This is a genomic window from Phenylobacterium composti DSM 19425 (assembly GCF_059568645.1).
On sequence record NZ_JCANTT010000020.1, the window covers coordinates 18,451 to 42,587 of the forward strand.

The 24,137-nt window shown below is 71.9% G+C and carries 29 protein-coding genes; 13 read left to right on the top strand and 16 right to left on the bottom strand.

The features are described from left to right. Nucleotides 1-81: 81 nt before the first annotated feature. A complete protein-coding gene (locus BO64_RS15515; protein ID WP_496404215.1) occupies nt 82-537 on the top strand; it encodes a PadR family transcriptional regulator in 456 nt (151 codons plus the stop codon). Nucleotides 538-550: 13 nt separating this feature from the next. On the opposite strand, the gene BO64_RS15520 is transcribed toward BO64_RS15515, so the two are convergent. Continuing rightward, nucleotides 551-2,620, bottom strand: coding sequence for a prolyl oligopeptidase family serine peptidase (locus BO64_RS15520; RefSeq protein ID WP_496404216.1), 2,070 nt, complete (start codon nt 2,618-2,620; stop codon nt 551-553). Between the two features lie 149 nt (nt 2,621-2,769). Here BO64_RS15520 and dapF point away from each other — a divergent pair, with 149 nt between their 5' ends. Continuing rightward, nucleotides 2,770-3,591, top strand: a complete 822-nt coding sequence (dapF, locus tag BO64_RS15525; RefSeq protein ID WP_496404217.1) for a diaminopimelate epimerase — start codon at nt 2,770-2,772, stop codon at nt 3,589-3,591. Nucleotides 3,592-3,644: 53 nt separating this feature from the next. Beyond that, nucleotides 3,645-4,937 carry a tRNA (N(6)-L-threonylcarbamoyladenosine(37)-C(2))-methylthiotransferase MtaB gene (gene mtaB, locus BO64_RS15530; protein WP_496404338.1) on the top strand — a complete coding sequence of 431 codons (1,293 nt, stop codon included), beginning with the start codon at nt 3,645-3,647 and terminating at the stop codon, nt 4,935-4,937. A gap of 40 nt (nt 4,938-4,977) precedes the next feature. On the opposite strand, the gene BO64_RS15535 is transcribed toward mtaB, so the two are convergent. Beyond that, nucleotides 4,978-5,607 (bottom strand): trimeric intracellular cation channel family protein, encoded by a 630-nt coding sequence (locus BO64_RS15535; RefSeq protein ID WP_496404218.1) that lies wholly within the window; start codon nt 5,605-5,607, stop codon nt 4,978-4,980. A gap of 58 nt (nt 5,608-5,665) precedes the next feature. Here BO64_RS15535 and ftsY point away from each other — a divergent pair, with 58 nt between their 5' ends. From ftsY to BO64_RS15550, 3 genes are read left to right on the top strand one after another with little or no spacing between them, the layout of a single operon-like run. Continuing rightward, nucleotides 5,666-6,610, top strand: a complete 945-nt coding sequence (ftsY, locus tag BO64_RS15540) for a signal recognition particle-docking protein FtsY (protein WP_496404219.1) — start codon at nt 5,666-5,668, stop codon at nt 6,608-6,610. After that, a complete protein-coding gene (locus BO64_RS15545; protein WP_496404220.1) occupies nt 6,607-7,191 on the top strand; it encodes an inner membrane-spanning protein YciB in 585 nt (194 codons plus the stop codon). Before ftsY ends, BO64_RS15545 begins: the two co-directional genes overlap by 4 nt. A 5-nt stretch (nt 7,192-7,196) precedes the next feature. Next, nucleotides 7,197-8,075: a glycosyltransferase family 9 protein gene (locus tag BO64_RS15550; protein WP_496404221.1), complete on the top strand. Its 879-nt coding sequence runs from the start codon at nt 7,197-7,199 to the stop codon at nt 8,073-8,075. Here the strand turns inward: BO64_RS15550 and BO64_RS15555 are convergent. From BO64_RS15555 to ccmA, 8 genes are all read right to left on the bottom strand, one after another. Further along, nucleotides 8,062-8,250, bottom strand: a complete 189-nt coding sequence (locus tag BO64_RS15555; protein WP_496404222.1) for a hypothetical protein — start codon at nt 8,248-8,250, stop codon at nt 8,062-8,064. The two genes, BO64_RS15550 and BO64_RS15555, sit on opposite strands and share 14 nt — an antisense overlap. 106 nt (nt 8,251-8,356) lie before the next feature. Continuing rightward, entirely contained in the window at nt 8,357-8,638 is a 282-nt protein-coding gene (locus BO64_RS15560; protein ID WP_496404223.1) for a hypothetical protein, read from the bottom strand. A 66-nt stretch (nt 8,639-8,704) separates the two neighbouring features. Then, nucleotides 8,705-9,220 carry a DsbE family thiol:disulfide interchange protein gene (locus tag BO64_RS15565; protein WP_496404224.1) on the bottom strand — a complete coding sequence of 172 codons (516 nt, stop codon included), beginning with the start codon at nt 9,218-9,220 and terminating at the stop codon, nt 8,705-8,707. After that, entirely contained in the window at nt 9,217-9,363 is a 147-nt protein-coding gene (gene ccmD / locus BO64_RS15570) for a heme exporter protein CcmD (RefSeq protein ID WP_496404225.1), read from the bottom strand. Before ccmD ends, BO64_RS15565 begins: the two co-directional genes overlap by 4 nt. Before the next feature lies 1 nt (nt 9,364). Further along, nucleotides 9,365-10,093 carry a heme ABC transporter permease CcmC gene (ccmC, locus tag BO64_RS15575; RefSeq protein ID WP_496404226.1) on the bottom strand — a complete coding sequence of 243 codons (729 nt, stop codon included), beginning with the start codon at nt 10,091-10,093 and terminating at the stop codon, nt 9,365-9,367. A 47-nt stretch (nt 10,094-10,140) separates the two neighbouring features. Beyond that, a complete protein-coding gene (locus BO64_RS15580; RefSeq protein WP_496404227.1) occupies nt 10,141-10,773 on the bottom strand; it encodes a Spy/CpxP family protein refolding chaperone in 633 nt (210 codons plus the stop codon). A 134-nt stretch (nt 10,774-10,907) separates the two neighbouring features. Further along, on the bottom strand, nt 10,908-11,573 hold the full coding sequence (gene ccmB / locus BO64_RS15585; protein WP_496404228.1) for a heme exporter protein CcmB: 666 nt from the start codon (nt 11,571-11,573) through the stop codon (nt 10,908-10,910). Then, nucleotides 11,570-12,172, bottom strand: coding sequence for a heme ABC exporter ATP-binding protein CcmA (gene ccmA / locus BO64_RS15590; RefSeq protein ID WP_496404229.1), 603 nt, complete (start codon nt 12,170-12,172; stop codon nt 11,570-11,572). The genes ccmB and ccmA overlap by 4 nt, the downstream gene beginning before the upstream one ends. A 226-nt stretch (nt 12,173-12,398) precedes the next feature. Here ccmA and acnA point away from each other — a divergent pair, with 226 nt between their 5' ends. The 3 genes from acnA (at nt 12,399) to BO64_RS15605 (ending at nt 16,579) form a co-directional block, all read left to right on the top strand. Next, entirely contained in the window at nt 12,399-15,089 is a 2,691-nt protein-coding gene (acnA, locus tag BO64_RS15595) for an aconitate hydratase AcnA (RefSeq protein WP_496404230.1), read from the top strand. A gap of 143 nt (nt 15,090-15,232) precedes the next feature. Then, on the top strand, nt 15,233-15,940 hold the full coding sequence (locus tag BO64_RS15600; protein ID WP_496404231.1) for a DUF1223 domain-containing protein: 708 nt from the start codon (nt 15,233-15,235) through the stop codon (nt 15,938-15,940). Between the two features lie 303 nt (nt 15,941-16,243). Further along, nucleotides 16,244-16,579 (top strand): DUF2794 domain-containing protein, encoded by a 336-nt coding sequence (locus BO64_RS15605; RefSeq protein ID WP_496404232.1) that lies wholly within the window; start codon nt 16,244-16,246, stop codon nt 16,577-16,579. A gap of 98 nt (nt 16,580-16,677) precedes the next feature. Here the strand turns inward: BO64_RS15605 and BO64_RS15610 are convergent, their stop codons facing one another. After that, nucleotides 16,678-17,430, bottom strand: a complete 753-nt coding sequence (locus BO64_RS15610) for a Bax inhibitor-1/YccA family protein (RefSeq protein ID WP_496404233.1) — start codon at nt 17,428-17,430, stop codon at nt 16,678-16,680. A gap of 184 nt (nt 17,431-17,614) precedes the next feature. Here BO64_RS15610 and thpR point away from each other — a divergent pair, with 184 nt between their 5' ends. Beyond that, nucleotides 17,615-18,151, top strand: coding sequence for an RNA 2',3'-cyclic phosphodiesterase (thpR, locus tag BO64_RS15615; protein WP_496404234.1), 537 nt, complete (start codon nt 17,615-17,617; stop codon nt 18,149-18,151). Between the two features lie 13 nt (nt 18,152-18,164). On the opposite strand, the gene BO64_RS15620 is transcribed toward thpR, so the two are convergent. Beyond that, complete coding sequence (locus BO64_RS15620; protein ID WP_496404235.1) at nt 18,165-18,554, bottom strand: DUF2237 family protein; 390 nt, start codon at nt 18,552-18,554, stop codon at nt 18,165-18,167. A gap of 107 nt (nt 18,555-18,661) precedes the next feature. Between BO64_RS15620 and BO64_RS15625 the strand changes: the two genes are divergently transcribed. Beyond that, nucleotides 18,662-19,147 carry a hypothetical protein gene (locus BO64_RS15625; RefSeq protein WP_496404236.1) on the top strand — a complete coding sequence of 162 codons (486 nt, stop codon included), beginning with the start codon at nt 18,662-18,664 and terminating at the stop codon, nt 19,145-19,147. On the opposite strand, the gene BO64_RS15630 is transcribed toward BO64_RS15625, so the two are convergent. Beyond that, entirely contained in the window at nt 19,144-19,575 is a 432-nt protein-coding gene (locus BO64_RS15630; RefSeq protein ID WP_496404237.1) for an HIT domain-containing protein, read from the bottom strand. The genes BO64_RS15625 and BO64_RS15630 overlap by 4 nt on opposite strands. Before the next feature lie 91 nt (nt 19,576-19,666). Here BO64_RS15630 and BO64_RS15635 point away from each other — a divergent pair, with 91 nt between their 5' ends. Next, nucleotides 19,667-20,656: a malate dehydrogenase gene (locus tag BO64_RS15635; RefSeq protein WP_496404238.1), complete on the top strand. Its 990-nt coding sequence runs from the start codon at nt 19,667-19,669 to the stop codon at nt 20,654-20,656. 73 nt (nt 20,657-20,729) lie between these two features. On the opposite strand, the gene BO64_RS15640 is transcribed toward BO64_RS15635, so the two are convergent. Continuing rightward, entirely contained in the window at nt 20,730-21,485 is a 756-nt protein-coding gene (locus BO64_RS15640) for a lysozyme inhibitor LprI family protein (RefSeq protein WP_496404239.1), read from the bottom strand. Nucleotides 21,486-21,563: 78 nt separating this feature from the next. After that, nucleotides 21,564-22,586 carry a lysozyme inhibitor LprI family protein gene (locus BO64_RS15645; RefSeq protein ID WP_496404240.1) on the bottom strand — a complete coding sequence of 341 codons (1,023 nt, stop codon included), beginning with the start codon at nt 22,584-22,586 and terminating at the stop codon, nt 21,564-21,566. A gap of 126 nt (nt 22,587-22,712) precedes the next feature. Here BO64_RS15645 and BO64_RS15650 point away from each other — a divergent pair, with 126 nt between their 5' ends. Then, nucleotides 22,713-23,270, top strand: coding sequence for a GNAT family N-acetyltransferase (locus BO64_RS15650; protein WP_496404241.1), 558 nt, complete (start codon nt 22,713-22,715; stop codon nt 23,268-23,270). A gap of 2 nt (nt 23,271-23,272) precedes the next feature. Here the strand turns inward: BO64_RS15650 and BO64_RS15655 are convergent, their stop codons facing one another. Continuing rightward, complete coding sequence (locus tag BO64_RS15655) at nt 23,273-24,064, bottom strand: LytTR family DNA-binding domain-containing protein (protein ID WP_496404242.1); 792 nt, start codon at nt 24,062-24,064, stop codon at nt 23,273-23,275. Nucleotides 24,065-24,137: the final 73 nt, after the last annotated feature.

Here is a 24,137-nt window from a genome sequence, read left to right on the forward strand (position 1 = left end):
CGCTGGGGCGCGGGCGGCGGCGCGGGCTGGGGCGAGACGAGCGGGCAGGGCCGGGGCGGCGGCCGCGGGCGGCGCGGCGGCATGGGCCGCTTCTTCGAACACGGCGACCTGCGCTTTGTGATCCTGGCCCTGCTCGAGGAGCAGCCGCGCCACGGCTACGAGCTGATCAAGGAGCTGGAGGAGCGCACCGGCGGCGACTATCGCCCCTCGCCGGGGGTGATCTACCCGACCCTGTCGCTGCTGGAAGACGAGGGCCTGGTCCGCCCGGCCGACGCCGAGGCCGGGCGCAAGCTCTATGAGCTGACGGACGCCGGCCGCGAGGCCCTGGCGGCGAACCGGCCCGCGGTGGAGGCGGTGTTCGCCCGCATGACCGAGGCGGCCGAGACGGCGGGGCCCGCTCGCCCGCGGGTGGGGCGGGCGATGATGAACCTCGGCCTGGCGCTGAAGGGCCGGCTGTCGCGGCCGGTCAGCGACGAAGAGCTGGACCGCATCGTCGAGCTGATCGACGACACGGCCCGGGCCATCGAGAAGATCTGAGGCCGGAGGGCCGTCAGTCCATCAGCCGCTGGGCGAGGTAGACATAGTGCCTCGCCCACCGCCGGGCGTTCAGCTCGGGATCGGCGTCGTTGGCGTGCCCGCCGAAGGTCTGCTCGTAGTAGAGGTAGGGAACGCCGAGGGCCTGCAGGCGAGCGGCGAACTTGCGGGCGTGGCCGGGGTGCACCCGGTCGTCCCGGGTGTTGGTGGTGATATAGGCCAGCGGGTAGCGGACCCCGGGCTTCAGGGCCTGGTAGCCGGAATATCTGGCGATGAAGGCCCGATCCTCGGGCACGTCCGGATCGCCGTATTCTCCCACCCAGGACGCCCCGGCCGACAGCTTGTGATAGCGCAGCATGTCGATCAGCGGGCTCTCCACCACCACGGCGTTCCAGAGCTCGGGATGCTGGGTCATGGAGACGGTGGTGAGCACCCCGCCGTTGGAGCGGCCATAGATGCCCAGGCGCCGGGGCGAGGTGATCTTCCGCGCCGCCAGGTCCCGGGCCACGGCGGCGAAGTCGTCGAAGGCGAGCTGGCGCTTCTCGCGCAGAACGGCCTGGTGCCAGGCGGGGCCGAACTCGCCGCCGCCGCGGATGTTGGCGATCACATAGACGCCGCCGCGCTCCATCCAGAGCTTGCCCGCCTCGGGCATGTAGATGGGCGGCTTGGCCACCTGGAAGCCGCCGTAGCCGTACATCAGGGTCGGCAGGGAGCCGTCCAGCGGGGCCGCCTTCGGGCGCACCACGAAATAGGGGATCTTCGTCCCGTCGGAGGAGGTGGCCCAGAACTGCTCCACCACATGGGTCGAGGCGTCGAAGCGCGCGGGCAGGGCCTTGAGCTGGGCGGCGGTCCCGGCCGCGGCGTCGGCCAGCCAGAGGCTGGTGGGCGTGAGGAAGCTCTCGACGGTGAGGAACAGCTCATCGTCCGAGCCGGCCGTGTCCACGAGGCTGATGTTGGCGTCCGCGGGCAGGGGCAGGCGGGCCGAGGCCCAGCGGCCGCCCTGGAAATCGTAGACGTCGACGGCGCCCTTCACGTCCTCGAGCAGCACCACCGCGAGCCGGCCGTCGGTGGCGGCCACCTGCTGCACCGCCTGGCGCGGGCCGGGCTGGAAGACCAGGCTCGGCCTGGCCCGGGCGGCGTCCGCCTTCAGGGCGGCAAGATCGTAGGCGATCAGCGCCCCGGCCTGGAACCCGCCCCAGGCTTCCTGCAGGCTGAAGACCACCTGGCCGTCCACGTAGGCCTCGTGCTGGGCCTTGCGGGGCAGGGGCACGGCGACGAGGCCAGCGTCGGTGAGCAGGCTGAATTCGGATTCGAAGAAGCTGAGGCCCCGCTGGACGAGGACGCCGTCGGCGCGGCCGCCCCCGCCGTAGAGCACGGCGGGCTGGGCCCAGACATCAGCCTTGCGGCCCCGGAAGATCTCGCGGGCGGCGCCGTCGCGGCCGATGATCTTGAGCACATAGGGATACCCCGAGGCGGTGACCTCGCCGGGGGTCCACTCGCGGCCCATGACCAGGGTGTCGCGGTCGAGCCACTGGACGTACTGCTTGCCCTCGGCGAAGCGGAAGCCGCCTTCCACGAACCGTTTCGTGCGCGTGTCGAACTCGCGCAGCTCCACCGCATCGCCGCCGCCGTCGGAGAGGCGCACGAGGCAGGTGGTCTCGTCGGGCTTCAGGCAGACGGCGCCCTTGAAGAACCAGCGCCGGCCTTCGGTCCGGGCGAGGGCGTCGAGATCGATCAGCGTCTCCCAGGCGGGTTCGGCCGCGCGGTAGGAGGCCCGGCTCGTGTGGCGCCACAGGCCATGCGGATGCTCGGCGTCCTGCCAGAGGTTGTCGACCCCGCCGGCCCGGAAGCTGGGCGTGGGGATGCGGTCCTTGGCGGTGAAGATGGCCCGCGCCTCGGCCAGCATGGCGCCGTAGCGGGGGTCGGTCTCCAGGACCTGGGCGGTCTTGGCGTTCTCGGCCTCGGCCCAGGCCAGGGCCCTGGGATCGTCCACGCCCTCGAGCCAGAGGAAGGGATCCTCGTCCTGGGCGAGGGCGGGGGTGGCGAGGAGGACCGCGCTGAGCGCGGCGGCGGCCAGGGATTTCATGCCCCGCATCTAGGGGCGCCGCGGGCGATCAGGGAACCCCCGCGAGCGCCTGCAACCCCGGCGAGTCCCCTGGGGCGAGGGGCGGGCGGTGCGACCATGCCGCCGGGCGGGGTGCGGCGGGGCCCGCTTTCGCCTATATAGCCGGCCCCATGGGCCGTCCGTTTCTGAAGATGAACGGGCTCGGCAACGATTTCGTCGTCGTCGAGACCCGCAGCCAACCGTTCACGCCGACGGCCGCCGAGGTGCGCGCCATCGCCGACCGCCAGGCCGGGGTCGGCTGCGACCAGCTGATCGCCATCGACCCGGTGGACGGCGCCGACGCCTTCGTCCGGTTCTGGAACGCCGACGGCGAGGAGGTCTCGGCCTGCGGCAACGGCACCCGCTGCGTGGGCTGGCTGCTGATGCAGTCCACTGGCAAGGACCGGGTGGAGGTGGAGACCCGGGCGGGCCGGCTGGTGGCCACCAGGGCCGGCGAGCGGCTGGTGAGCGTCGACATGGGCGAGCCCCGCCTGGACTGGCGGGAGATTCCCCTGGCCGAGGCGCAGGACACCCGCGCCCTGGATGTAGCGCTCTATCACCACGCCTCGCTGATGGCTCCGCCGGGGGCGGTCTCCATGGGCAATCCGCATGTGGTGTTCTTCGTCCCCGACATCGACCAGGCGCCGATCGCCGAGGCCGGCCCGGCGGTGGAGACCCACCCGCTGTTCCCCGAGCATGTGAACGTCGGCTTCGCCCAGGTGAAGGGCCGCGACCGCATCCGCCTGCGGGTGTGGGAACGCGGGGCCGGCCTGACCAAGGCCTGCGGCACCGGCGCCTGCGCCGCCCTGGTGGCGGCTTCGCGCCGGGACCTCGTGGGCCGTCACGCCACCCTGGAGCTGGACGGCGGCGAGCTGTTCATCGAATGGGCCGACAACGGCCATGTGATCATGACCGGTCCCGCCGCCGTGGACGGGACGGGCGAGCTGCCGTGAGCGGCCGGACGCTCAGCTTCGAGGGCGTCTCCCCGGAAGGCGTCGCCGCGGCCGTGGCGTCGCCGGCCCAGGACCCGGTGGCGCCGGGCGATGTGGAGATCGTCACCTTCGGCTGCCGCCTCAACGCCTACGAGAGCGAGGTCATCCGCAAGCGCGCGGCCGAGGACGGCCTGACCGACGCCATCGTCTTCAACACCTGCGCGGTGACCAACGAAGCCGTGCGCCAGGCGCGACAGGCGATCCGCAAGGCCCGCCGCGAGCGGCCGGGCGCCCGGCTGATCGTCACCGGCTGCGCCGCCCAGATCGATCCCGCCGCCTTCGCCGCCATGGACGAGGTGGACCTGGTGCTGGGCAATGCCGAGAAGAGCCAGGCGGGCGCCTATGCGCCCCGGCCCGAGGCCGGCCGGGTGCGGGTCAACGACATCATGAGCGTGCGGGAGACCGCCGGCCACCTCATCGACGGGCTGAAGGACCGCGCCCGGGCCTATGTGGAGGTCCAGAACGGGTGCGACCACCGCTGCACCTTCTGCATCATCCCCTACGGCCGCGGGAACTCGCGCTCGGCCCCGGCGGGCGAGGTGGTGGAGCAGGTGCGCCGGCTGGCGGCCGAGGGCTACCAGGAGGTGGTGCTCACCGGCGTCGACGTGACGAGCTGGGGCGCCGACCTGCCCGGCCAGCCCACCCTCGGCCAACTGGTGGCCCGCATCCTCAGACTGGTCCCGGAGCTGCCGCGCCTTCGCCTGTCGTCCATCGACGCGGCCGAGATCGACGCCGACCTGCTGCGCTGCCTGGCGGAGGAGCCGCGGCTGATGCCCTATCTGCACCTGTCGCTGCAGGCCGGGGACGACATGATCCTGAAGCGCATGAAGCGCCGCCACCTGCGGGCCGACGCCCTGAAGCTGGTGGCCGAGGTGCGCGCGGTGCGCCCGGACACGGCCTTCGGCGCCGACCTGATCGCCGGCTTCCCGACCGAGACCGAGGCGATGTTCGAGAACACCCTACGGCTGGTGGAGGAGGCGGGCCTGTCGTTCCTGCACGTCTTCCCGTTCAGCCCGAGGCCCGGCACCCCGGCGGCGCGGATGCCGCAGCTGCCCCGCGACGTGGTCAAGGCGCGGGCGGCCCGGCTGCGGGCCGCGGGCGAGGCGGCCCTTCGCCGCCATCTGGACGCCCAGGTGGGACGCATCCTGACGGGCCTGGTGGAACGGCCGGGGGCGGCCCGGGCCGAGGACTTCACCGAGATCGCCTTCACGGGCGAGGCCCCGGTGGGGGCGCTGGCCGCGCTGACGGTGACCGGCCACGACGGCAAGCGGGCGATCGCCGAGGTGCGGGAGAAGGTCGCGGCCTGAGCCGACAGCGCTCTCGGCCTGGCCCGAGCGACCGGCGACGCTAGTCCGTGGCGGGGGGCGCGCGGCGGAAGCCGGGCAGCTGCCAGCCGAACAGCATGGCCCCGGCGCGCACCGAGAAGGCGATCATGAAGCCGCCCAGGCCGCAGATGAAATGCGGCAGGGCCAGGGCGTTCAGGGCCACGAAGGCGATGGCGCCGCACAGGGCCGGGGTGACGTAGAGCTCGCGCCGCAGCAGCACCGAGGGCTGGTGGGCCAGGACGTCGCGCAGGACGCCGCCGAAGGTGGCGGTCAGGACGCCCATGACCACCGCGGTGAACGGCGGGACCCCGAGCGAAGTCGCCTTCATCGCCCCCACCGAGGTGTAGGCGGCCATCCCCAGGGCGTCGAGCCAGAGCAGCAGGCGCTCGCGGCCGCGGCCCGGGCCGAAGATCCAGATGGCCAGGGCGCCGAGCAGGCAGACCACCACATACTCCGGCCGGCCCACCCAGAAGACCGGCGCGTCGATCAGCAGGTCGCGCAGGGTGCCGCCGCCGACGCCGGCGAGGGCGGCGAAGAAGCCGAAGGTGATGATGTCGTGCCCGGACCGGGCGGCGGCCAGGGCGCCGGTGGCGCCGAACACGGCCACGGCGGCGTAGTCGAGCACGATGAGGCTGACGGCGAGTCCATCCATTCCCCACTCATGCGGTCGCAGGTGACGCGCGGCAAGCTCCCGGCTAGAAGCCGAAGCCATGTCAGAACCCAAACGCGGCTGGTTCCAGCGCCTTACCCAGGGGCTCACCAAGTCCTCGAAGCAGATGGGCGACCAGATCGCCCAGGTCTTCACGGCCAAGGCGCCGCTCGATCAGGCGAAGCTCGACGAGCTGGAGGAGATGCTCATCGAGGCCGACCTGGGCCCGCAATCGGCGGCCCGGATCACCGCCCGCTTCGCCGAGGAGAAGTTCGGCAAGGACGTGGGCGAGGCCGAGATCAAGGAGGCCCTGGCCCAGGCCATCGGGGACGAGCTGGCCGCCCGCCAGGGGACCTTCGATCCGCTCTCGGGCCCCCGGCCCTATGTGGTGATGTTCATCGGGGTCAACGGCTCGGGGAAGACCACCACCCTCGGCAAGATCGCCCAGGACCTGAAGAGCCGCGGGGCCAAGGTGCTGGTGGTGGCCGGCGACACCTTCCGGGCCGCGGCCGTGGAGCAGCTGAAGGTCTGGGCCGAGCGCTCGGGGGTGGACTTCATGAGTCGCCCCACGGGATCGGACGCCGCGGGGCTGGCGTTCGACGCCGTGCAGCGGGCCAAGGCCGAGAACTATGACGTGGTGCTGATCGACACCGCAGGCCGCCTGCAGAACAAGGAAGGCCTGATGGACGAGCTCCTGAAGATCATCCGGGTGGTCAAGAAGCTGGACGCCGACGCGCCGCACGAGACCCTGCTGGTGCTGGACGCCACCGTGGGCCGCAACGCCCTGAGCCAGGAGAACATCTTCGGCAACCGGATCGGGGTCTCTGGCATCGTCATGACCAAGCTGGACGGCACCGCCCGCGGCGGGGTGCTGGTGCCGGTGGCCCAGGCCTCGGACAGCCCCATCAAGCTGATCGGCGTGGGCGAGGGCATCGAGGACCTGCAGCCCTTCGACGCCCGGGCCTTCGCCCGCAGCCTCGTGGGCCTGGCGGAGCCGATCCGTTGAGCCAGCGCGCACGGGACTGGGTCCGCTACTTCGTCGACTATTCGGCGCTGGTGGTGTTCGTGGCGGCCTATTTCGCCACGGGCAAGAACCTGACCCAGGCGACCTGGGCCCTGGTGGTGGGCTCGGGGATCGCCCTGGTGGTCGGGCTGGCGGTGGAGCGCCGGATCGCGCCCTTCCCGCTGATCGCCTGCGCCGCGGGCCTCGTGTTCGGGGGCCTGGCGCTGTTCTTCCACGACCCGCGCCTGCTGAAGATCAAGCCGACGGTGATGAACGGCGTCTTCGGCCTGATCCTGACCGGCGGCCTGTTGATGGGCAAGCACCCGCTGAAGCTGCTGCTGGGCGAGGCGTTCGAGATGCCCGAGAGCGCCTGGCGGCGGCTGACCCTGAACTACGCCCTGTTCTTCTTCGCCCTGGCCGGGCTGAACGAGTTCGTCTGGCGCACCCAGGCCGAGGAGGTGTGGGTGGTGTTCCGCTTCCCCGGCCTGATGATTCTGGCGGTGGTGTTCTCGCTGACCCAGGTGCCGCTGATGATGAAGTACGCCAAGCAGGGCGAGGCGCCGCCCCCGCCGCCCACCGAGTAGGCGGCATGTCGGGCGACCTGGTCCGCCGGGGGCAGAGGTTCAGGCGCGGCGTCGAGCTGCTGCGGGCCGGGCGCTGGGCCGAGGGCTGGCCGCTGCTGGAGGAGCGGACGCACCTTGCGCCCCATCTCGTGCCGCCGGGGCCGGCCAGCTATCCCGAGTGGCGGGGCGAGCCCCTGGAGGGGCGCTCCATCCTGGTCTGGATCGAGCAGGGCCTGGGCGACCAGATCATGTTCGGCCGTTTCGCTAGCCTGCTGAAGGCCCGGGGCGCGGGCCAGGTGACCCTCGCCTGCCGCCCGCCGGTGGCCCCGGTGCTGGCGACGATCCCGGGGGTGGACGCGGTGATCCCGATCCCGGTGGGCGGGTCGGCGCCGGTGCCGCGGCACCAGCTGTGGACCCGCTACTTCAGCCTGCCCTGGCGGCTCGGAATCACCCTCGAGACCCTGCCGTCGGCGCCCTACGTCCGGGCGCCGGCGGCGCGGCCAGCGGACGGGCGATTCGGCCTCGTGTGGCGGACGAGCGCCACGGGCGCGGTGGCCCAGGCCAAGACCCTGCCGCCGGACTTGGCGGCGCGGCTGTCGCGCCTGGGGGCCGTCAGCCTGCATCCCGAGGACACCGGGGCCGCGGACCTCGCCGAGACGGCGGCGATCATCGCCGGGCTGGAGCTGGTGGTGACGGTGGACACGGCGGTGGCGCACTTGGCCGGCGCCATGGGCAAGCCGGTGTGGATCCTGCTGCACAGGCCGGCGGACTGGCGCTGGCTGGGCGAGCACCGCCTCGACAGCCCCTGGTACCCCAGCGCGCGACTGTTCCGGCAGACGCGGGCGGGCGACTGGCGGCCGGTGGTGGAGGAAGTGGCAGGGCTGCTGGCGGCTAACGCGGCATGACCACGGCGCCCGGCCGCAGATAGGGCGTGCGCAGGCGGTCGTAGTTCACGTCGGGGAGCCCCCGCGTGATCGCCTCGAGCATGGCCGGACCGTCCGCCGCCGCCGGCGGCGGCTCGCCATAGAGGGCGCGCCAGAGCGCGGCGGCCTCGTGATAGATGCGCTGATCCCGATCCATGCGTGTGTCTGTGAACCTATTCAACATGCGACAGAACACGCAGGCGGAGGGCCTGTTCCGCAATAAATTATGCTGAATTCCCGGCGGGTTACGCGCGCCGGCTGGATCAGACGCGGATGTCGATGATCGAGCCCGGCCGGAGCATGCGGCCAGCCGTGTCCACCGCGGCCTGGGCGCGGGCGGCCTTGGCCGTCGCCGCGTCGGCGGCCGCAGCGGCGCTCGCAGCGGCCCGGGCGGCGGTCGCGGCGTTGGCGGCGGCCGTGGCGGCGGCGGCCTGACCCGCGGCGGCGGCGAAGAAGGCCCGCTGGGCGGCCATCCGGGCGGTGGGGTCCACGGGGCGCGGCTGCGGCGGGGTCGCGGGAGACAGGCTCGGGCGGATCGTCGTCAAGGTAGCGGCGCCGGTTATGGTTAACAGGACCTGCCGAGGATTGGCGGGCGTCGCCTTGCGAAGTGGTTAACGCGCGAGGCCCGCGAGGCGGCTGGCGTCGGCTTCGGTGAGGGGGCCCGTGTGCTTGGCGAGGATGGTCCCGTCGCGACCCACCACATAGGTCTCGGGCACGCCGGTGACGCCGAACTCGACCCCCGCCCGGCCGTCGCGGTCGACGAGGATCTCGGCGAAAGGATCGCCCAGGCGGGTGAGGAAGGCCGCGGTGTTCTGCGGCGCGTCCTTGTAGGCGACGCCCACCACGCGGACCGGCTGGCCCTTCAGCCCCATGAGCACCGGATGCTCGATCTCGCAGGGGGCGCACCAGGAGGCGAAGAAGTTGACGATCATCGGTCCCTCGGCCGCCATGGCGTGCAGGGAGACCGGCTGGCCCTCGGCCAGGGTCGGCAGGGCGACGGCGGGGACCGGCTTGCCCACCAGGGCCTGGGGCTGGACCTGCGGATTGCGGTTCAGGGCATAGAGGCCGAACAGCAGGCCAAGCGCCGCGAGCACGGCCAGGGGGGCGAAGGCGAGCCAGCGGTTCATCGGCCCGAGCGCTCCTCGAAGCGGCGGCGCCAGCGGCGGGCGTGAGCCAGGGAGGTCCAGATCAGGCCGGCGAACACGAGGCCGGTGATGATGAAGGCCGGCCAGATGAAGGCGGCGTAGTCGCTGGAAGGTTCGGGCGGCATGTCAGCCCCTCGCCGCGCGCAGGGCGGCGGCCTCGGCGCGGCGGCGCCAGACCTCGCCGCGGATGCGGACCAGCCACAGGGAGCCGAAGGCCGACAGATAGGCGAGGCTCATCAGCAGCAGGGGGATCAGGAACACCGGCGGCATGGCGGGGCCGCCCTCGGCGAAGATGGAGGAGCCCTGGTGTAGGGAGTTCCACCACTCGACGCTGTAATGGATGATCGGGATGTTGATCGAACCCACCAGCGCCAGGATGGCGGCGGCCCGGGCGGCCTTGGCCTCGTCGTCTAGCGAGGCGCGCAGGGCCATGTAGGCCACATAGAGCAGGAACAGGATCAGCACCGAGGTCAGGCGCGCGTCCCACACCCACCAGGTTCCCCACATGGGCCGGCCCCAGAGCGAGCCGGTGACCAGGGTGAGGAAGGCGAAGGCGGCGCCCAGGGGCGCGGCGGCCTGGGCGGCGGCGTCGGCCAGCACGTGCCGGAAGACCAGCGACAGGAAGCTCGCCACCGCCAGGGCCACATAGGCGAACATGGCGATCTGGGCGGCCGGCACATGGATGAACATGATCCGGACCGTCAGGCCCTGCTGGTAGTCGGCGGGGGCCGTGAAGCCGAGATAGAGGCCGGCGGCGGCCAGCAGGGCGGCGATCACGCCGAACATGGGCGCCGCCCAGCGCGAGAACGCCATGAAACGTTCGGGATTGGCGAGGAAGGCGGGCGCCGGGATCATCGGGAGTTCCGCTTAAGCCCCGGCGGCCCGCCCCGCAAGGCCGGGTCTCAGATGTCGCCCGGCTCCGGCGGCGGCGCGGGCGGGCCCGGAGGAGCCGGTGGAGGCGCCGGCGGGGGTGGCGGCGGGGGCATGTGGCCGGCCGGGATCAGCATGGGCCCGAAGCCCGGAGCGGCCATCATCACCATGGGCATGGCGTCGAAGGCCTTCTTCTGGCGCTCGTCGAGCTGGGCGTAGAAGGCGCGCGTCGCCGCGATCCGCCGCTTCATGGCCGCATGCTGGGCGTCGGCCCTGGCTTCCATCTCGGCCAGGCGTTCGACGGTGGAGGCCTTGGCCGCGCCCTTTTCCAGACGGGCGATGCGGTCGCCGTGGGGCTCGGGCCGGGTGGCGTCCAGGAAGGCCTTCAGGGCCGGCTCCTGGTTGGGCCGCAGCTGGAGCACGTCCTTCAGGCGCTGTTCGCGGTCCTCGCCCGAGCGGAAGACCATCGCGCGCCTGGCCGGGCGTTCATGGGGGGCGTGGGCGCGGTAGATGTGCACATGGCGCGAGCCGGTCCGTTCGACGGCGGCCGCGGCGTCACGCTGGGCCTCGGCTCGGGCCTGGTCGGCGGCGTCGCGGGCCACGGCGACGCCCGTCGTCAGGGCGAGGGCGGCGCCGGCGACGAGCAGGGCGGGGGTCTTTTTCATCGCTGTCTTCCCAAGGACGTCGACTGTCGGGGTGAAAGCTCCACCGTGACGATGCGGCGAAAAAACGGCGGTCTGCATGAAGCTTTCTTCATGTGCAGCCGAGGCCGCGGCCGCCGCGGCGTCCTGAAGGCGACCTAGGACAGGGCGTTGCGGCAGGCGCCGGCCATGGCCAGGGGGCCCAGGGCCACGGCGGCGGCCGCATAGGCGCCGAGCAGGGCGAAGCCGCCCTGCCACGGCAGGCCGCCCGCAAAGGCGTCCAGGGCCCCGCCGCCGAAGATCACCGGCGGGACGAACAGCGGCAGGACGATCACCGCGGTGAGCAGGCCGCCCCGGCGGGCGCCGAGGCTGAGCGCGGCCCCGATGCCGCCCATGAAGGCGAAGGCGAGGCCGCCGAGCAGCGCGCAGGCGAAGATCAGCGGGGCGAGGCTGGGCGCCGCGCCCAGGGCGATGGCCGCCACGGGGGCGGCCAGGGCGAGGGGGGCGCCCGTGGCCAGCCACTGGCCCAGGCACTTGATGGCGCAGGTGATCTCCAGCGGCACCGGCGAGAGGGACAGAAGATCGAGGGCGCCGTCCTCGTAGTCGCGCTCGAACAGGCGATCGAGGGAGAGCAGGGCCGCCAGGGCCAGGGCCACCCAGGCGGCGCCCGGGGCGATGGCCGCCAGCCGCTCGGGCTCGGGACCGATGGCCAGGGGCATGAGGGTGGCGACCCCGGCGTAGAAGCCCACGGACACCAGGGGGCCGCCGCCGCGGCCCCAGGCCAGGGTGGTCTCGCGGACCAGGAGGGCGAGGGCGCGGCTCATCCGGCCAGCTCCAGGCTCTTGGCGGCCACCGGCAGGGGATCGTGCACGGCGGCCAGGATCATGCCGCCGCCGGACAGGTGGGCGGCCATGGTCTCGCCCATGCGGCTGCGCCAGACGGCGTCCAGGGGACTGAGCGGCTCGTCCAGCAGCCAGAGGGGGCGCGGCGCGGCGACGAGGCGCGAGAGGGCGAGGCGTCGACGCTGGCCTGCCGAGAGCCGGCGGACTTCGAGGTCGAGCAGGCGGCCAAGGTCGAAAGTCTCGGCGGCGGCCTGAGCGGCGGCCTCGGTCCCGCCGCACCAGCGGGTCCAGAAGGCCAGTTCCTCCCGCACCGTGCGCGACGGCTTGAGGCCATCATGATGGCCCACGAAATGCAGCCCCTCGGCCCGGGCCTCGGCCGGATCGGTCGGGCCGAAGCCGACCGTCCCCGCCTCCAGCCGCACGAGGCCGGCCACCGCGCGCAGCAGGCTGGTCTTGCCCGAGCCGTTGGGGCCGGTGAGGGCGCAGGCTTCGCCGGGGGCGAGCCGCAGGGACACGCCCTCGAAGAGCACCCGCCCGCCCCGCCGTACGGAGGCTTCGGATATCAGCAATTCGGGGATCATGCGGAAGGCTGCGTCCTGGGCGGGCTTGACAACAGGTTTTGCGAACGATTCTCAGAATGTGCGGCGCATGGACGGGGGGCCTTGTCGGGGCTATGAAGCCGCCGGCCGCCGCAGCCCCAGGGGGGCAACGCCGCGCGGGGACGAACGCTGTGTGTCCGTCCCTCCAGAGCGCGCGATCCCTGGGGTGGTCGATGGGCGGCTGGGAACAGAGAAAGGATCTCCCCTGATGGCGTCCGTCGACAGCCTGAAAACCCGCCGCGAACTGACGGTGGGCGACAAGACCTACGCTTACTACAGCCTTCGCGCGGCGGAGGAAGCCGGACTTTCGGGGGTTTCGCGCCTCCCGATCTCGATGAAGGTCCTGCTCGAGAACCTGCTGCGCAACGAGGACGGCCAGTCGGTCACCGTCGACGACCTCAAGGCGATCGCGGCCTGGCTTGAGAACAAGGGCTCGGTCGAGCACGAGATCAGCTTCCGTCCCGCCCGCGTCCTGATGCAGGACTTCACCGGCGTGCCGGCGGTGGTGGACCTGGCGGCCATGCGCGACGCCATGACGGCCCTGGGCGGCAACCCCGAGAAGATCAACCCGCTGAACCCGGTCGACCTCGTCATCGACCACTCGGTGATGGTGGACTACTTCGGCACGTCCAAGTCGTTCGCCGCCAACGTGGAGCGCGAGTACGAGCGCAACATGGAGCGCTACCGCTTCCTGCGCTGGGGCTCGTCGGCCTTCAACAACTTCCGCGTGGTGCCCCCGGGCACCGGCATCTGCCACCAGGTGAACCTGGAGTACCTGGCCCAGACCGTCTGGACCAACGAGGAAGACGGCCAGACCGTCGCCTATCCGGACACCGTGGTCGGCACCGACAGCCACACCACCATGGTCAACGGCCTGTCGGTCCTGGGCTGGGGCGTGGGCGGCATCGAGGCCGAGGCGGCCATGCTGGGCCAGCCGATCCCGATGCTGATCCCGGAAGTCATCGGCTTCCGCCTGGACGGCGCCCTGCCGGACGGCGCCACCGCCACCGACCTCGTGCTGACCGTCACCCAGATGCTCCGCAAGAAGGGCGTGGTCGGCAAGTTCGTGGAATTCTACGGCCCGGGCCTGCAGCACCTGACCCTGGAAGACCAGGCGACCATCGCCAACATGGCTCCGGAATACGGCGCCACCTGCGGCTTCTTCCCCGTCACCCAGGCCACCCTGGACTACCTGGCCGCCACCGGCCGTGAGCCGGAGCGCGTGGCCCTGGTCGAAGCCTACGCCAAGGAACAGGGCATCTGGCGCGACCCGTCCGATCCGGAGCCGGTGTTCACCGACACCCTGGAGCTGGACCTGAGCACCGTGGCCGCCTCGCTGGCCGGTCCGAAGCGTCCGCAGGACCGCGTGCTGCTGACCGACGCGGCGGCCGAGTTCCGTTCCGCCCTGGCCAACGATTTCGGCAAGGCCGAGGGCTATGGCGAGCGCTTCAAGGTCGAGGGCGAGGACTTCGAGGTGGGCAACGGCGACGTGGTGATCGCCGCCATCACCTCGTGCACCAACACCTCGAACCCCAGCGTGCTGATCGCCGCCGGCCTGGTGGCCAAGAAGGCCGTCGAGAAGGGCCTGAAGGTGAAACCGTGGGTGAAGACCTCGCTGGCCCCCGGCTCGCAGGTGGTCACGGACTATCTGAAGGCCGCCGGCCTGACGAAGCACCTGGACGCCCTGGGCTTCAACCTCGTGGGCTACGGCTGCACCACCTGCATCGGCAACTCGGGCCCGCTGCCGGAGCCGATCTCGGAGACCATCCAGAAGAACGATCTGGTGGCGGTGTCGGTGCTCTCGGGCAACCGCAACTTCGAAGGCCGCGTGAACCCCGACGTGCGGGCCAACTACCTGGCTTCGCCGCCGCTGGTGGTGGCCTACGCCCTGGCCGGCTCGATGCTCGTCGACCTGGCCAACGATCCGCTGGGCGAGGACAAGGACGGCAACCCCGTCTATCTGAAGGACATCTGGCCGACGAGCGCCGAGATCTCGGCGCTGCAGCGCAAGCACGTCACCAACAAGATGTTCGCCTCGCGCTACGCCGACGTCTTCAAGGGCGACAAGAACTGGCAGGGCATCAAGGTCGCCGGCGGCCAGACCTACACCTGGGACGTGGGCTCCACCTATGTGCAGAACCCGCCGTACTTCCAGGGCATGACCATGGAGCCGGCGCCGGTCACCGACATCGTCGAGGCCCGGGTGCTGGGCGTGTTCGGCGACTCGATCACCACCGACCACATCTCGCCGGCCGGTTCGATCAAGGCGAGCTCGCCCGCGGGCGTCTACCTGCGTGAGCGCCAGGTGCCGCAGTCGGAGTTCAACTCCTACGGCGCGCGTCGCGGCAACCACGAGGTGATGATGCGGGGCACCTTCGCCAACATCCGCATCCGCAACCGCATCACGCCCGACATCGAGGGCGGGGTGACCAAGCACTTCCCCTCGGGCGAGGTCATGTCGATCTACGACGCGGCCATGCGCTACCAGCAGGAAGGCCGGCCGCTCGTGGTGTTCGCGGGCAAGGAATACGGCACCGGCTCGTCGCGCGACTGGGCGGCCAAGGGCACCAAGCTGCTGGGCGTCCGGGCGGTGATCGCCGAAAGCTTCGAGCGCATCCACCGCTCGAACCTGGTGGGCATGGGGGTGCTGCCGCTGCAGTTCCTGCAGGAAGGCTGGCAGAAGCTGAACCTCACCGGCGAGGAGATCGTGACGATCCGCGGCCTCACCGAACTGGCGCCGCGCAAGCAGCTGATCGTCGAGATGTACCGTCCGAGCGACGGCCGCATCGCCCGCTTCCCGGTGCGCTGCCGCATCGATACGCCGACCGAGCTGGAATACTTCAAGCAGGGCGGCGTGCTGAACTACGTGCTGCGCAGCCTGGCCAAGCCGGAAGCCTGAGGCTCGCCGGCGCGGTGAAAGACGCGACGGGGCCCCGGCGACAGGGCCCCGTTTTGCGTTTCTGTGGGTCATGGCCGCCGCCGTCGGCCCCTCACGGCTTGTTGTGATTTACAGCTCCGGGCCCAGCTTCTAAGTCGGGGGCGATGCGGAAAGCGGCGCTCCTCAGCCTGATCCTGGTCGCGACCTCGCTCGCCGCCTTCGGACCCGCCGCGGCCAAGCCGCCGGTGCTGGTCGAGCTCTACACGGCCCAGGGCTGCGCCTCGTGCCTCGAGGCCAACGCCCATGTGGGCAAGCTGGCCGAGCGGCCGGGCGTCCTGGCCCTGACCTTCCCGGTGGACTACTGGGACTACCTCGGCTGGACCGACACCTTCGCCAAGCCCGAGTTCACCGAGCGCCAGAAGGCCTATGTGACGCGGCTGAAGCTGCGCGAGCCCTACACGCCGCAGGTGGTGGTGGACGGCCATGAGGAAGCGCCGGGGCTGAAGACCGCCGAGGTGGAGCGCCTGGTACGCGCCGCCGCCAGCGCGTCGCGCAATCCGCCGGACATGAAGTTCATTGGCCCGCGCCGGGTGGACGTGGGCTCGGGCCGACCGCCGTCGGGCGGCGCCGAGGTCTGGCTGATCCGCTACGACCCGCGCGAGGTGGAGACGCCGGTGAAGGCCGGCGACAACCGCGGCGAGACGGTGGTGCAGAAGAACGTGGTGCGCGAGATCGTCCGGCTGGGCGCCTGGCGCGGACGCCCGCAGGCCTACCGGATGCCGCCGGCCTCGGAGGAGGGGCTGCGGACGGTGGTGGTGGTGCAGGGCGCCAACGGCGGCCGGGTGCTGGGTCTCGCCCAGAAGGCCGAGTAGACCCAGATAGCGGCCCCGGAAAGGGCGGGCCCCGGACAAACGAAAGCCCGCGCAGCTGGAGAGGGTCTACGCGGGCTTACGCTTCAGATGAAAGCGTCGGTTGGCCAGGCCCTGATCCAGGGGGGCTGGGGGGGCTGTTCAGGATCCGGGACCTCGGGTCCGACCAACCGACGAAATGACTATCGCGGGGGCATCCGACCTTCGCTGGACCGAAATAAGGTCATTTCGGGGCGGCTCGACCACGAGATATGGGGGCGATTTCCCGGTGGCCCGTCCGCGAGATTTGCGTCAGGCTCCGGCCCGATGGCCTTCGACCCCAGCCCCGCGGCCCCAAGGCTGGCCGGCGTCTTCTTCGAGCGGCGCGAGCTTGAGCGCCTGCTGCGGCTTTACGGGCGCATGGTCGCCCAGGGCGAATGGCGCGACTACGGCATGGACAGCCTGCCGGACGCGGCGGTGTTCTCCGTCTTCCGGCGCACCGCCGAGGCGCCGCTCTACCGGATCGAGAAGCGGCCGGCCCTGGCCCGCCGCCAGGGCGCCTGGGCGATCGTCGGCCAGGGGGGGCATGTGCTGCGCCGGGGCCACGAGCTGGAGCAGGTGCTGCGCTTCTTCGACAAGGGCCGCTTCAAGGTGGTGGACTAGGGCCGCGGCCTCGTCTGGGCGCACGAAGTCCGGGGGGCACGAAAAAGCCCCGGCGGAGGGATCCGCCGGGGCGCGTCGTTTTCGGTCTGCTGCGAGGCCTAGCGGCGCTGGCCGAAGAACTGCAGCAGGAATTGGAAGAGGTTGATGAAGTTGATGTAGAGGCTGAGCGCGCCGTAGTTGGTGGCCACGCCCATGGCCGCCTCGTTCCCGCCCAGCTCGTAGTAGGTCATCTTCAGGCGCTGGGTGTCATAGGCGATCAGGCCCGCGAAGATGAACACGCCCAGGACGCTGATGAGGAAGTTCATCATCGAGTTCTGGATGAAGATGTTCACCACCGAGGCGATCACCAGGCCGATCAGGCCCACCAGCAGGAAGCTGCCGAAGCCGGTCAGGTCCTTCTTGGTCGTGTAGCCGAACAGGCTGAGGCCCCCGAAGGCGGTGGCGGTGATCAGGAAGGTCGTGGCGATCGAGGCGCCGGTGTAGAGCAGGGTCCACACGCCCAGGCCCGCGCCGATCAGGGCGACGATGGTCCAGTAGAAGATGCCCGAGGTGCGGGGCGTGGCGTTGCGCAGGGCGAACATCCCGAACAGCATCACCGCCAGCGGGGCGAAGGCCACGATCGTGCCGAGCATGGTCATGCCGACCAGACGGCCGTCGGGGGTGACCGCGTACAGCAGGTCGCGGACGGGGGCGTACTGACCGGTCAGGAAGGCGAGGCCGGCGGAGACCACCAGGCCGAGCGCAACCTTGTTGTAGACGCCGAGCATGAAGCTGCGAAGTCCCGCGTCCACCGACATGTCGGCGCGATCCGCCGGGATCGAGCGCGCGTAGCCGCGGTTGAAGTCGCTCATAATTGGCTTTGCCCTTTCGTTGACGTCCCAGTCGGACGCAGATCGAAATATCGTGGGGGTTACGCACCTAGGCAAGGTCTAGCGCGCGCCGGAGTTCCATTTTCGTGCTCAGGCCGGGTTGGAGCTAGATCGCGGACAGGGCGAAGGAATTCGCCCGCCGGGCGCTGCCGGGGTAAGACGGGTCATGATCCGCCTGTTCGCCGCCCTGGCCCTGCCCTCCGAAATCGTCAAAGGCCTGGTGCGCCGGCAGGCCGGCGTGGAGTTCGCCCGCTGGCGTCCGCCCGAGAGCCTGCACATCACCCTGCGCTTCTTCGGCGAGGTGCGGCAGGACGTGGCCCGGGACCTGGACGCGGAGCTGTCCACCATCGATGCGCCGCCCTTCGAACTGGTGCTGGAGGGCGTGGGGGCGTTCGGGGAGGGCCGGGACATCCACGCCATCTGGGCGGGGGTGGAGGAAAGCCCGCTGCTGCGGCGGCTGGCCGAGGCCTGCGAGACCGCGGCGCGACGGGCCGGGCTGAAGCCCGAGAAGCGCAACTACAAGCCGCATGTGACCCTCGCCTACCTCAAGCAGGCGGACCCGGGCGAGGTGGCCGCCTGGATCCAGGGCAACAATCTGCTGAAGTCACCGCCCTTCGCCGTGGACCGCTTCGGCCTCTATTCCTCGACCCTGGGCGGCGAGGGATCCCATTACCGGCTGGAAGCGGAATACCCGCTGGGCTGAGGCCGAGGCGGCTTCAGCGGACGGCGTAGTCCTTGAGCACCCCCAGCGGGACGATGGCCAGGGTCTCCTCGTGGGTGGCCTCCAGCACCAGCGGCGGGGCGACGCCGGCGTCGAGGGCCTCCTTCCAGCGCGGGGCGCAGAGGCACCAGCGGTCGCCGGGCTTCAGGCCCGGGAAGGCGAGGTCCGGACGCGGGGTCGACAAATCGTTCCCCACGGCCCGGGAATAGGCCAGGAACTCGGCGGTCATCACCGCGCAGACCGTGTGCATCCCCATGTCGTGAGGGCCGGTTTCGCAGCAGCCGTTGCGGAAGAAGCCGGTGACCGGATCCAGGGAGCAGGGCTGGAGCTCGGTCCCGAGCACGTTGCGGGCCTCGGCGTCGTAGCGGAGCGGACGGACGGTCATGGCGCCATCCTAAACCCGAACTCGCGCGTTGATAGGTCTCCGGGACGCCGTCGGACGGCGTTCGGAGCCCATGGCCAAGCCTGGCGTCGCAGAGGACAATGAACGGCATGAGGACGGTGACGGGACTTCTGGCGGGGATGACGGCGGCGCTGGGCGCCTGGGCCGCAACGGCGCAGCCTGCTCCGGGGACCGCCCAGATCGATCCGCCGGCCGACCCGCGCGCGGCGATCCCGCTGATGGCTCCGCCGCCGCAGCTGGCCGGGGCGGCCTATGACTCGCGGATCAAGGCCTCGCTGATCTCGGCCCAGAGCTTCCAGGGGCCGCTGGACGGCGGCTGGCGGCTCGAGGGGGCGGGCGGGGCGGCCTACGACCTGCAGCTGGTGGACCGGAACGATGGGGCCCTGCAGGGGGCCTGGCGGGACCTGCGGCGGCCGGGCGCCCTGGACGCCTCGGGCTTCGTCGACGTCATCGCCCGCGACGGGGCGGCTCTGCGCCTGAGCTTCGGCGGCCGCACCGCCGAACTGACGCCCGGCCCGGGCGGGACCTGGATCGGGGCGCTGGACGGCCAGGCGGCCACCCTGGCGCGGCGCTAGGCCTGGTCGCCCTGGGCGAAGGCCGCCTGGGCGGCCACAAGGGCGCCGGCCAGCTCGGCCGGGCGGTAGCGGCGAGCCTCGCCCGCGCCCCACACCGGACCCGGCCAGGCCGGGTCGTCGGCCCGGCGGCCCACCACATGGACATGCAGCTGCGGCGTGACATTGCCCAGCTGGCCGACGTTGAGCTTCTCCACCGGCCGGCCCGCGGCCTCGCCCATCGCCCGCACGGCGGCGCCGGCGGCCACCACCTCGTCCATCAGCCGGACGCGGTCCTCCGGGCTGAGGTCCTCCAGTTCGCGCACGCCCGCGATCCGGGGGATCAGCACGATCCAGGGGTAGCGGGCGTCGTCCTGCAGCCGGGCGTGGCAGAGGGAAAGCTCGGCCACCGGCTCGGACGTGGCTTCGAAGGCGGGATCGATCCGGAACATGGCTGCACCGCCTGCGGCATTGCAGCAGGCCCGTCAATTGGCTAGGGACGCCGCGAAAACACCGCCATCCCAGCTTTCCAAGGAGCAGCCCATGGCTTCCAAGCCGCCCATCCGCGTCGCCGTTACGGGGGCCGCCGGCAACATCGGCTACGCCCTGCTCTTCCGCATCGCCTCGGGCGAGATGCTCGGCAAGGACCAGCCGGTCATTCTGCAGCTGCTCGAAATCCCGACCGAAGGCGCCCAGAAGGCGCTGAAGGGCGTGGCCATGGAGCTGGAGGACTGCGCCTTCCCGCTGCTGCAGGACATGATCCTCACGGACGACCCGAAGGTCGCCTTCAAGGACGCCAGCTGGAACCTGCTGGTGGGCTCCAAGCCGCGCGGCCCCGGCATGGAGCGCGCGGACCTGCTGAAGGACAACGGCAAGATCTTCATCGCCCAGGGCCGGGCGATCGACGAGGTGGCCGCCGACGACGCCCGCGTCGCCGTGGTGGGCAACCCCTGCAACACCAATGTGATGATCGCCGCCAGCCAGGCCAAGCGCCTGACCCCGGACCGCTTCACCGCCATGGTGCGCCTGGACGAGAACCGCGGCCGCGCCCAGCTGGCCAAGAAGGCCGGCGTGTCGATCAACGAGGTCTCCGAGCTGTTCATCTACGGCAACCACAGCCCGACGATGTTCGCCGACTTCACCCACGCCAAGATCGGCGGCAAGCCGGCGGCCGAGGTCATCAATGACCGCGCCTGGCTCGAGAACGAGTACCTGCCCGCCGTCGGCAAGCGCGGCGCGGCGATCATCGAGGCCCGCGGCCAGAGCTCGGCGGCCTCGGCGGCCAACGCCCTGATCGACCACGTGCGCGACCTGGTCACGCCGGGCGCCATCCACTCGGTGGCGGTCAATTCGGAAGGCCGCTACGGCTTCGCCGAAGGCGTGTGGGCGGGCATGCCGGTGAAGACCGTCGCCCCGGGCGCCTACGAGGTCGTCACGAGCTACGAGATGGACGACTTCGCCAAGGCGAAGATCAAGATCACCAACGACGAGCTCATCAGCGAGCGCGACACGGTGAAGGAGATGCTGGGCTAAGGTCCAGGCCCCCAAGACCAGACCAGAAGGGCCCCCGGCGTCGCCGCGGGGCCCTTTCCTTTGGGCGCGGGGATCAGCGGCCGAGGTCGTCGAGTTCGGCGATGCGCTGCCGATAGATGCTCTCCACCGCGTCCGGCGAGCGCCGGGCGGCGTCTTCGCGGACGGCCAGCCAGTCGTCCTGCTCGGCGCGCAGTTCGCCATAGGGGACGCCGGCCGCCACCGCCCGCCGGAAGGCCCGGTCAAGCCGGCGGTCGAGACGGGCGAGGACCGCGTCTTCGCAGACCATCCGCTCGGCCCGACTGCCGGCGCGGCCGCAGTCGAAGCTGGGCGTCGGCCCCCGGGCCATGGGCGGCGGGGCGATCTCGCGCACGGGTCCGGGTTCGCGGCGGGCGGCAGGCGGTCGGATGTCCCGGGTCGGGGGCTGGACCGGGGGCTGGGCCGGGGACTGGACCGGGGCTCGGGCCTCGGCCGCCTGGGCGAGGTCGGGCGGCAGGACTTCCAGCTTGCCCGTCGGCGGCGGGGCCGGGGCCGGGGTGACGGCGGCCACCTCCACCGGGACCGGCGTGACGTCGGCCTCGGCGGAGGCCGTCACCGGCCGCATCGGCTCGCGAGACGGCGCCTTGGCCAGTTCCGGCCGGGCGAAGACCCCGAACAGGAGGCCCAGCGCCGCCGCCCCGGCGACGCCGGTCAGCAGCATGGCCCGGGAGACGCCCCGGCGAGGCGCCGTCTCAGGCCGGCGGCCGTCCAGGCGCAGGCCGTCGTCGTCCGGCGGCCGCCCGGCGGGGCGATCGGAAAAGTCTCTGTCGGTGTCGCCCAGCGGGTCGGTCATCGCAGTCTCAGGTGGCGGCGTCCCTCAGCGGGCAAAGCGCGTGAGCCGGGCCCCGCGTTGCAAAGGCGCAGGCGGTTGTCAGTCGTCCCGGGCGTCGCGGGCGAGGTCGTGCAGGGCGGCGATGCGGGCTTCGTAAACATCCTCGACCGCCCAGACTCCGTCGCGGGCGGCGGCGGTTCGGGCCTGGCGCCAGCGATCCCGCTGCCGCTCCAGGGCCGAGGCGGGGACGCCGGCCGCCTCGGCGTCCCGGAACGCCCGCTGGAGCTGCCGGTCCCGCAGGTTCAGGCGGGGGTTGGCGCAGACCAGGGCCTCGGCCGGATCCGGCAGGGCGCAGGCGTCGTTGCGGGCCGCCCGCACCGGGCCCTCGCCGCGCGGGGCCGCCTTCCGGACCGGCGCGGCGATCCGGCCGGCCTTCTCCTTGAGCGTGGCCGGCGCCGCCTTCACCGCCTTGGTGAGCGTGGCGAGCTTCACCGGCTCGGTTCCGGACTTGCCGCCCTCCCCGGCCTTGGGTCTGGGCTCGGCCTTGGCGAGGCGGGTGGAGTGGTCGGGCCTTGCGGCCTTCGTCGGCCGGGAGGTCGGCGCAGACGTTGCTTTCGGCGCCGCTTTCGACGCCGCCTTTGGAGGAGCCTTGGCGGCGGACCTGGCCAGAGCCTCAGGCCTGGCTTTGGGCGGGGCCTTTACGTCCCGTGGCGGCGAGGCGTCCTTCGGCGGCGCCGGCGGCGTGAGAACCGTCACCGGCAGGACGCCCCTGGGCAGGCCCACCTTGGTGAGCGCGAACGGCGAGCGGGTCGCTTCTGGGGGCGGCACATAGGGCGGGACGAGGGCCATGAGCTCCGCGGGCATGACCTCGAGCGGCTCGCCGAGGGGCGACGGCGTCTCGTCGACGACGATCTGCAGGATACGGCCGCCGGCGTCAGCCTCGGCTTCGGGTCTTGGGGGCGGCGTCGCCTCGTTGCGGTCGAGGCCGTCGGGGCGGGCCCACAGGCCGAGGCCCGCCCCGAGGGCGCAGGCCCCGACCAGGCCGGCCATGACCAGGCGCCCGCCGCCGGCCCGGCGGGGGGCGACGGTCTGATCCTCGTCGAGCAACTGGTCGTGCGTCATCGGCGACCTCGTGTGGTACGGGTCCCTCGACGCAAGGGGGGGAGGCGATGACCAATGACGCGGCTTGCCCAAGCCGCGGAACGCCCCAACCCCGAACTCTCTCCCAGTCGCAGATAAAGGCCGAAAATGGTTGAGATTCCAATACCGACGCTTGAGACAGAACGCCTCATTCTGCGCGCCCCCCGCGCCGAGGACTTCGAGCCCTGGGCGGCCTTCGCCGCTGACGCCGAGGCGGCCCGGTTCATCGGCGGCGTCCAGACCCGGGAGGGCGCCTGGCGGGTGATGAGCATCATGGCGGGCGCCTGGCTGGTGCGCGGCTTCTCCATGTTCTCGGTGGTGGAGAAGGCGTCAGGCGAATGGGTGGGCCGGGTCGGTCCCTGGCAGCCGGAGGGCTGGCCGGGCACTGAGGTCGGCTGGGGCATCGCCCGGGCGCACTGGGGCAAGGGCTACGCCACCGAGGCCGCGGTCGCCTGCATCGACTGGGCGGTGGACCATCTGGGCTGGACCGAGGTGATCCACACCATCGAGGCGGCCAATGTGAACTCGCAGAAGGTGGCGGAGCGCCTGGGCTCGCGCATCCTGCGTCAGGCGGTGTTGCCGCCGCCGCTGAACGTGGCCGTGGACGTCTGGGGCCAGAGCCGTGAGGACTGGCTCGCCCGGCGGGCGGCCCGTCAGGGGCGGTAGCCTCAGATCCAGCCGCGTTCGCGCAGCGCCCTGGCGTAGGTGCGGCTGACGGGAACCTGGACGCCGTCCTTCAGGGTCAGCGTCGCCCGGCCGTCGCTGCGGCGGGCTTCGACGATGGCGTCCCGGGCGACCCACCAGGAGCGGTGGACCTGGAGCCCCTCGATCCCGTCCAGCTCGGCCACGGCGTCGGCCAGGCGCATGAGGATCAGGTCCTGGCCCTTGGAGGTGTGGAGCCGCAGATAGTGGTCCTCGGCCTCCACCGCCCAGACCTGGGCCCCGCGCAGCTTCAGCGGCAGGCGTTCCAGGAAGCGGGGCTCGGGCGGGCGGGCGGCGGCCTGGGCGATCTGGGCGGCCTGGGCGATCTGGGACGCCGCCCGGCGGCCTTCCACCAGGTGGAAGAGGCTGGCGATCGCCAGGGCCACCACGAAGACATAGATGAAGAGGCTCGGTAGGGCCGCCGGCGGCAGGTCCGACCCCAGGAACAGGCGCGAGCTGGTCCAGACCACCAGGGTGAAGGGCGCCGCCGTGATCGCCGACATCAGGGGGCCGCGGATCCACCAGGGACGCTCGGCCCCGGGCGAGCGGAAGAAGCGGCGGGCGACGAAGCCGCCCCACAGGTAGCCGAGGAACATGACGGCCAGCCAGTAGGCGACCCGCGGGCCGAGGGCGGCGTGGCCGGTGCCGAAGGCTCCGGTCAGGGTCATGAACAGGGCGAAGAGGGCGGTGAGGCCCGCGCCGCGCAGCCAGCCGCGGACGTCGTCATAGGGCGTCAGGCGCGAGACGAGGGCGTTCACGGCGCCGCTCGCGAAGCGTGAACGGCGGCCCCCGGCCTTTCGCGAAGCCTGGGCGTCAGCCGACGCATCCCGT

Coding starts and splice junctions, on each gene's coding strand:
- thpR (WP_496404234.1), top strand. CDS start 17,615: ATGATCCGCCTGTTCGCCGCCCTGGCCCTGCCCTCCGAAATCGTCAAA.
- BO64_RS15640 (WP_496404239.1), bottom strand. CDS start 21,485: ATGACCGACCCGCTGGGCGACACCGACAGAGACTTTTCCGATCGCCCC.
- BO64_RS15645 (WP_496404240.1), bottom strand. CDS start 22,586: ATGACGCACGACCAGTTGCTCGACGAGGATCAGACCGTCGCCCCCCGC.
- BO64_RS15580 (WP_496404227.1), bottom strand. CDS start 10,773: ATGAAAAAGACCCCCGCCCTGCTCGTCGCCGGCGCCGCCCTCGCCCTG.
- BO64_RS15565 (WP_496404224.1), bottom strand. CDS start 9,220: ATGAACCGCTGGCTCGCCTTCGCCCCCCTGGCCGTGCTCGCGGCGCTT.
- ccmA (WP_496404229.1), bottom strand. CDS start 12,172: ATGATCCCCGAATTGCTGATATCCGAAGCCTCCGTACGGCGGGGCGGG.
- dapF (WP_496404217.1), top strand. CDS start 2,770: ATGGGCCGTCCGTTTCTGAAGATGAACGGGCTCGGCAACGATTTCGTC.
- BO64_RS15635 (WP_496404238.1), top strand. CDS start 19,667: ATGGCTTCCAAGCCGCCCATCCGCGTCGCCGTTACGGGGGCCGCCGGC.
- BO64_RS15515 (WP_496404215.1), top strand. CDS start 82: ATGGGCCGCTTCTTCGAACACGGCGACCTGCGCTTTGTGATCCTGGCC.
- BO64_RS15520 (WP_496404216.1), bottom strand. CDS start 2,620: ATGAAATCCCTGGCCGCCGCCGCGCTCAGCGCGGTCCTCCTCGCCACC.
- BO64_RS15630 (WP_496404237.1), bottom strand. CDS start 19,575: ATGTTCCGGATCGATCCCGCCTTCGAAGCCACGTCCGAGCCGGTGGCC.
- BO64_RS15620 (WP_496404235.1), bottom strand. CDS start 18,554: ATGACCGTCCGTCCGCTCCGCTACGACGCCGAGGCCCGCAACGTGCTC.
- BO64_RS15555 (WP_496404222.1), bottom strand. CDS start 8,250: ATGGATCGGGATCAGCGCATCTATCACGAGGCCGCCGCGCTCTGGCGC.
- ccmC (WP_496404226.1), bottom strand. CDS start 10,093: ATGATCCCGGCGCCCGCCTTCCTCGCCAATCCCGAACGTTTCATGGCG.
- BO64_RS15605 (WP_496404232.1), top strand. CDS start 16,244: ATGGCCTTCGACCCCAGCCCCGCGGCCCCAAGGCTGGCCGGCGTCTTC.
- BO64_RS15650 (WP_496404241.1), top strand. CDS start 22,713: ATGGTTGAGATTCCAATACCGACGCTTGAGACAGAACGCCTCATTCTG.
- BO64_RS15535 (WP_496404218.1), bottom strand. CDS start 5,607: ATGGATGGACTCGCCGTCAGCCTCATCGTGCTCGACTACGCCGCCGTG.
- BO64_RS15550 (WP_496404221.1), top strand. CDS start 7,197: ATGTCGGGCGACCTGGTCCGCCGGGGGCAGAGGTTCAGGCGCGGCGTC.
- acnA (WP_496404230.1), top strand. CDS start 12,399: ATGGCGTCCGTCGACAGCCTGAAAACCCGCCGCGAACTGACGGTGGGC.
- ccmD (WP_496404225.1), bottom strand. CDS start 9,363: ATGCCGCCCGAACCTTCCAGCGACTACGCCGCCTTCATCTGGCCGGCC.
- BO64_RS15625 (WP_496404236.1), top strand. CDS start 18,662: ATGAGGACGGTGACGGGACTTCTGGCGGGGATGACGGCGGCGCTGGGC.
- BO64_RS15610 (WP_496404233.1), bottom strand. CDS start 17,430: ATGAGCGACTTCAACCGCGGCTACGCGCGCTCGATCCCGGCGGATCGC.
- ftsY (WP_496404219.1), top strand. CDS start 5,666: ATGTCAGAACCCAAACGCGGCTGGTTCCAGCGCCTTACCCAGGGGCTC.
- BO64_RS15600 (WP_496404231.1), top strand. CDS start 15,233: ATGCGGAAAGCGGCGCTCCTCAGCCTGATCCTGGTCGCGACCTCGCTC.
- ccmB (WP_496404228.1), bottom strand. CDS start 11,573: ATGAGCCGCGCCCTCGCCCTCCTGGTCCGCGAGACCACCCTGGCCTGG.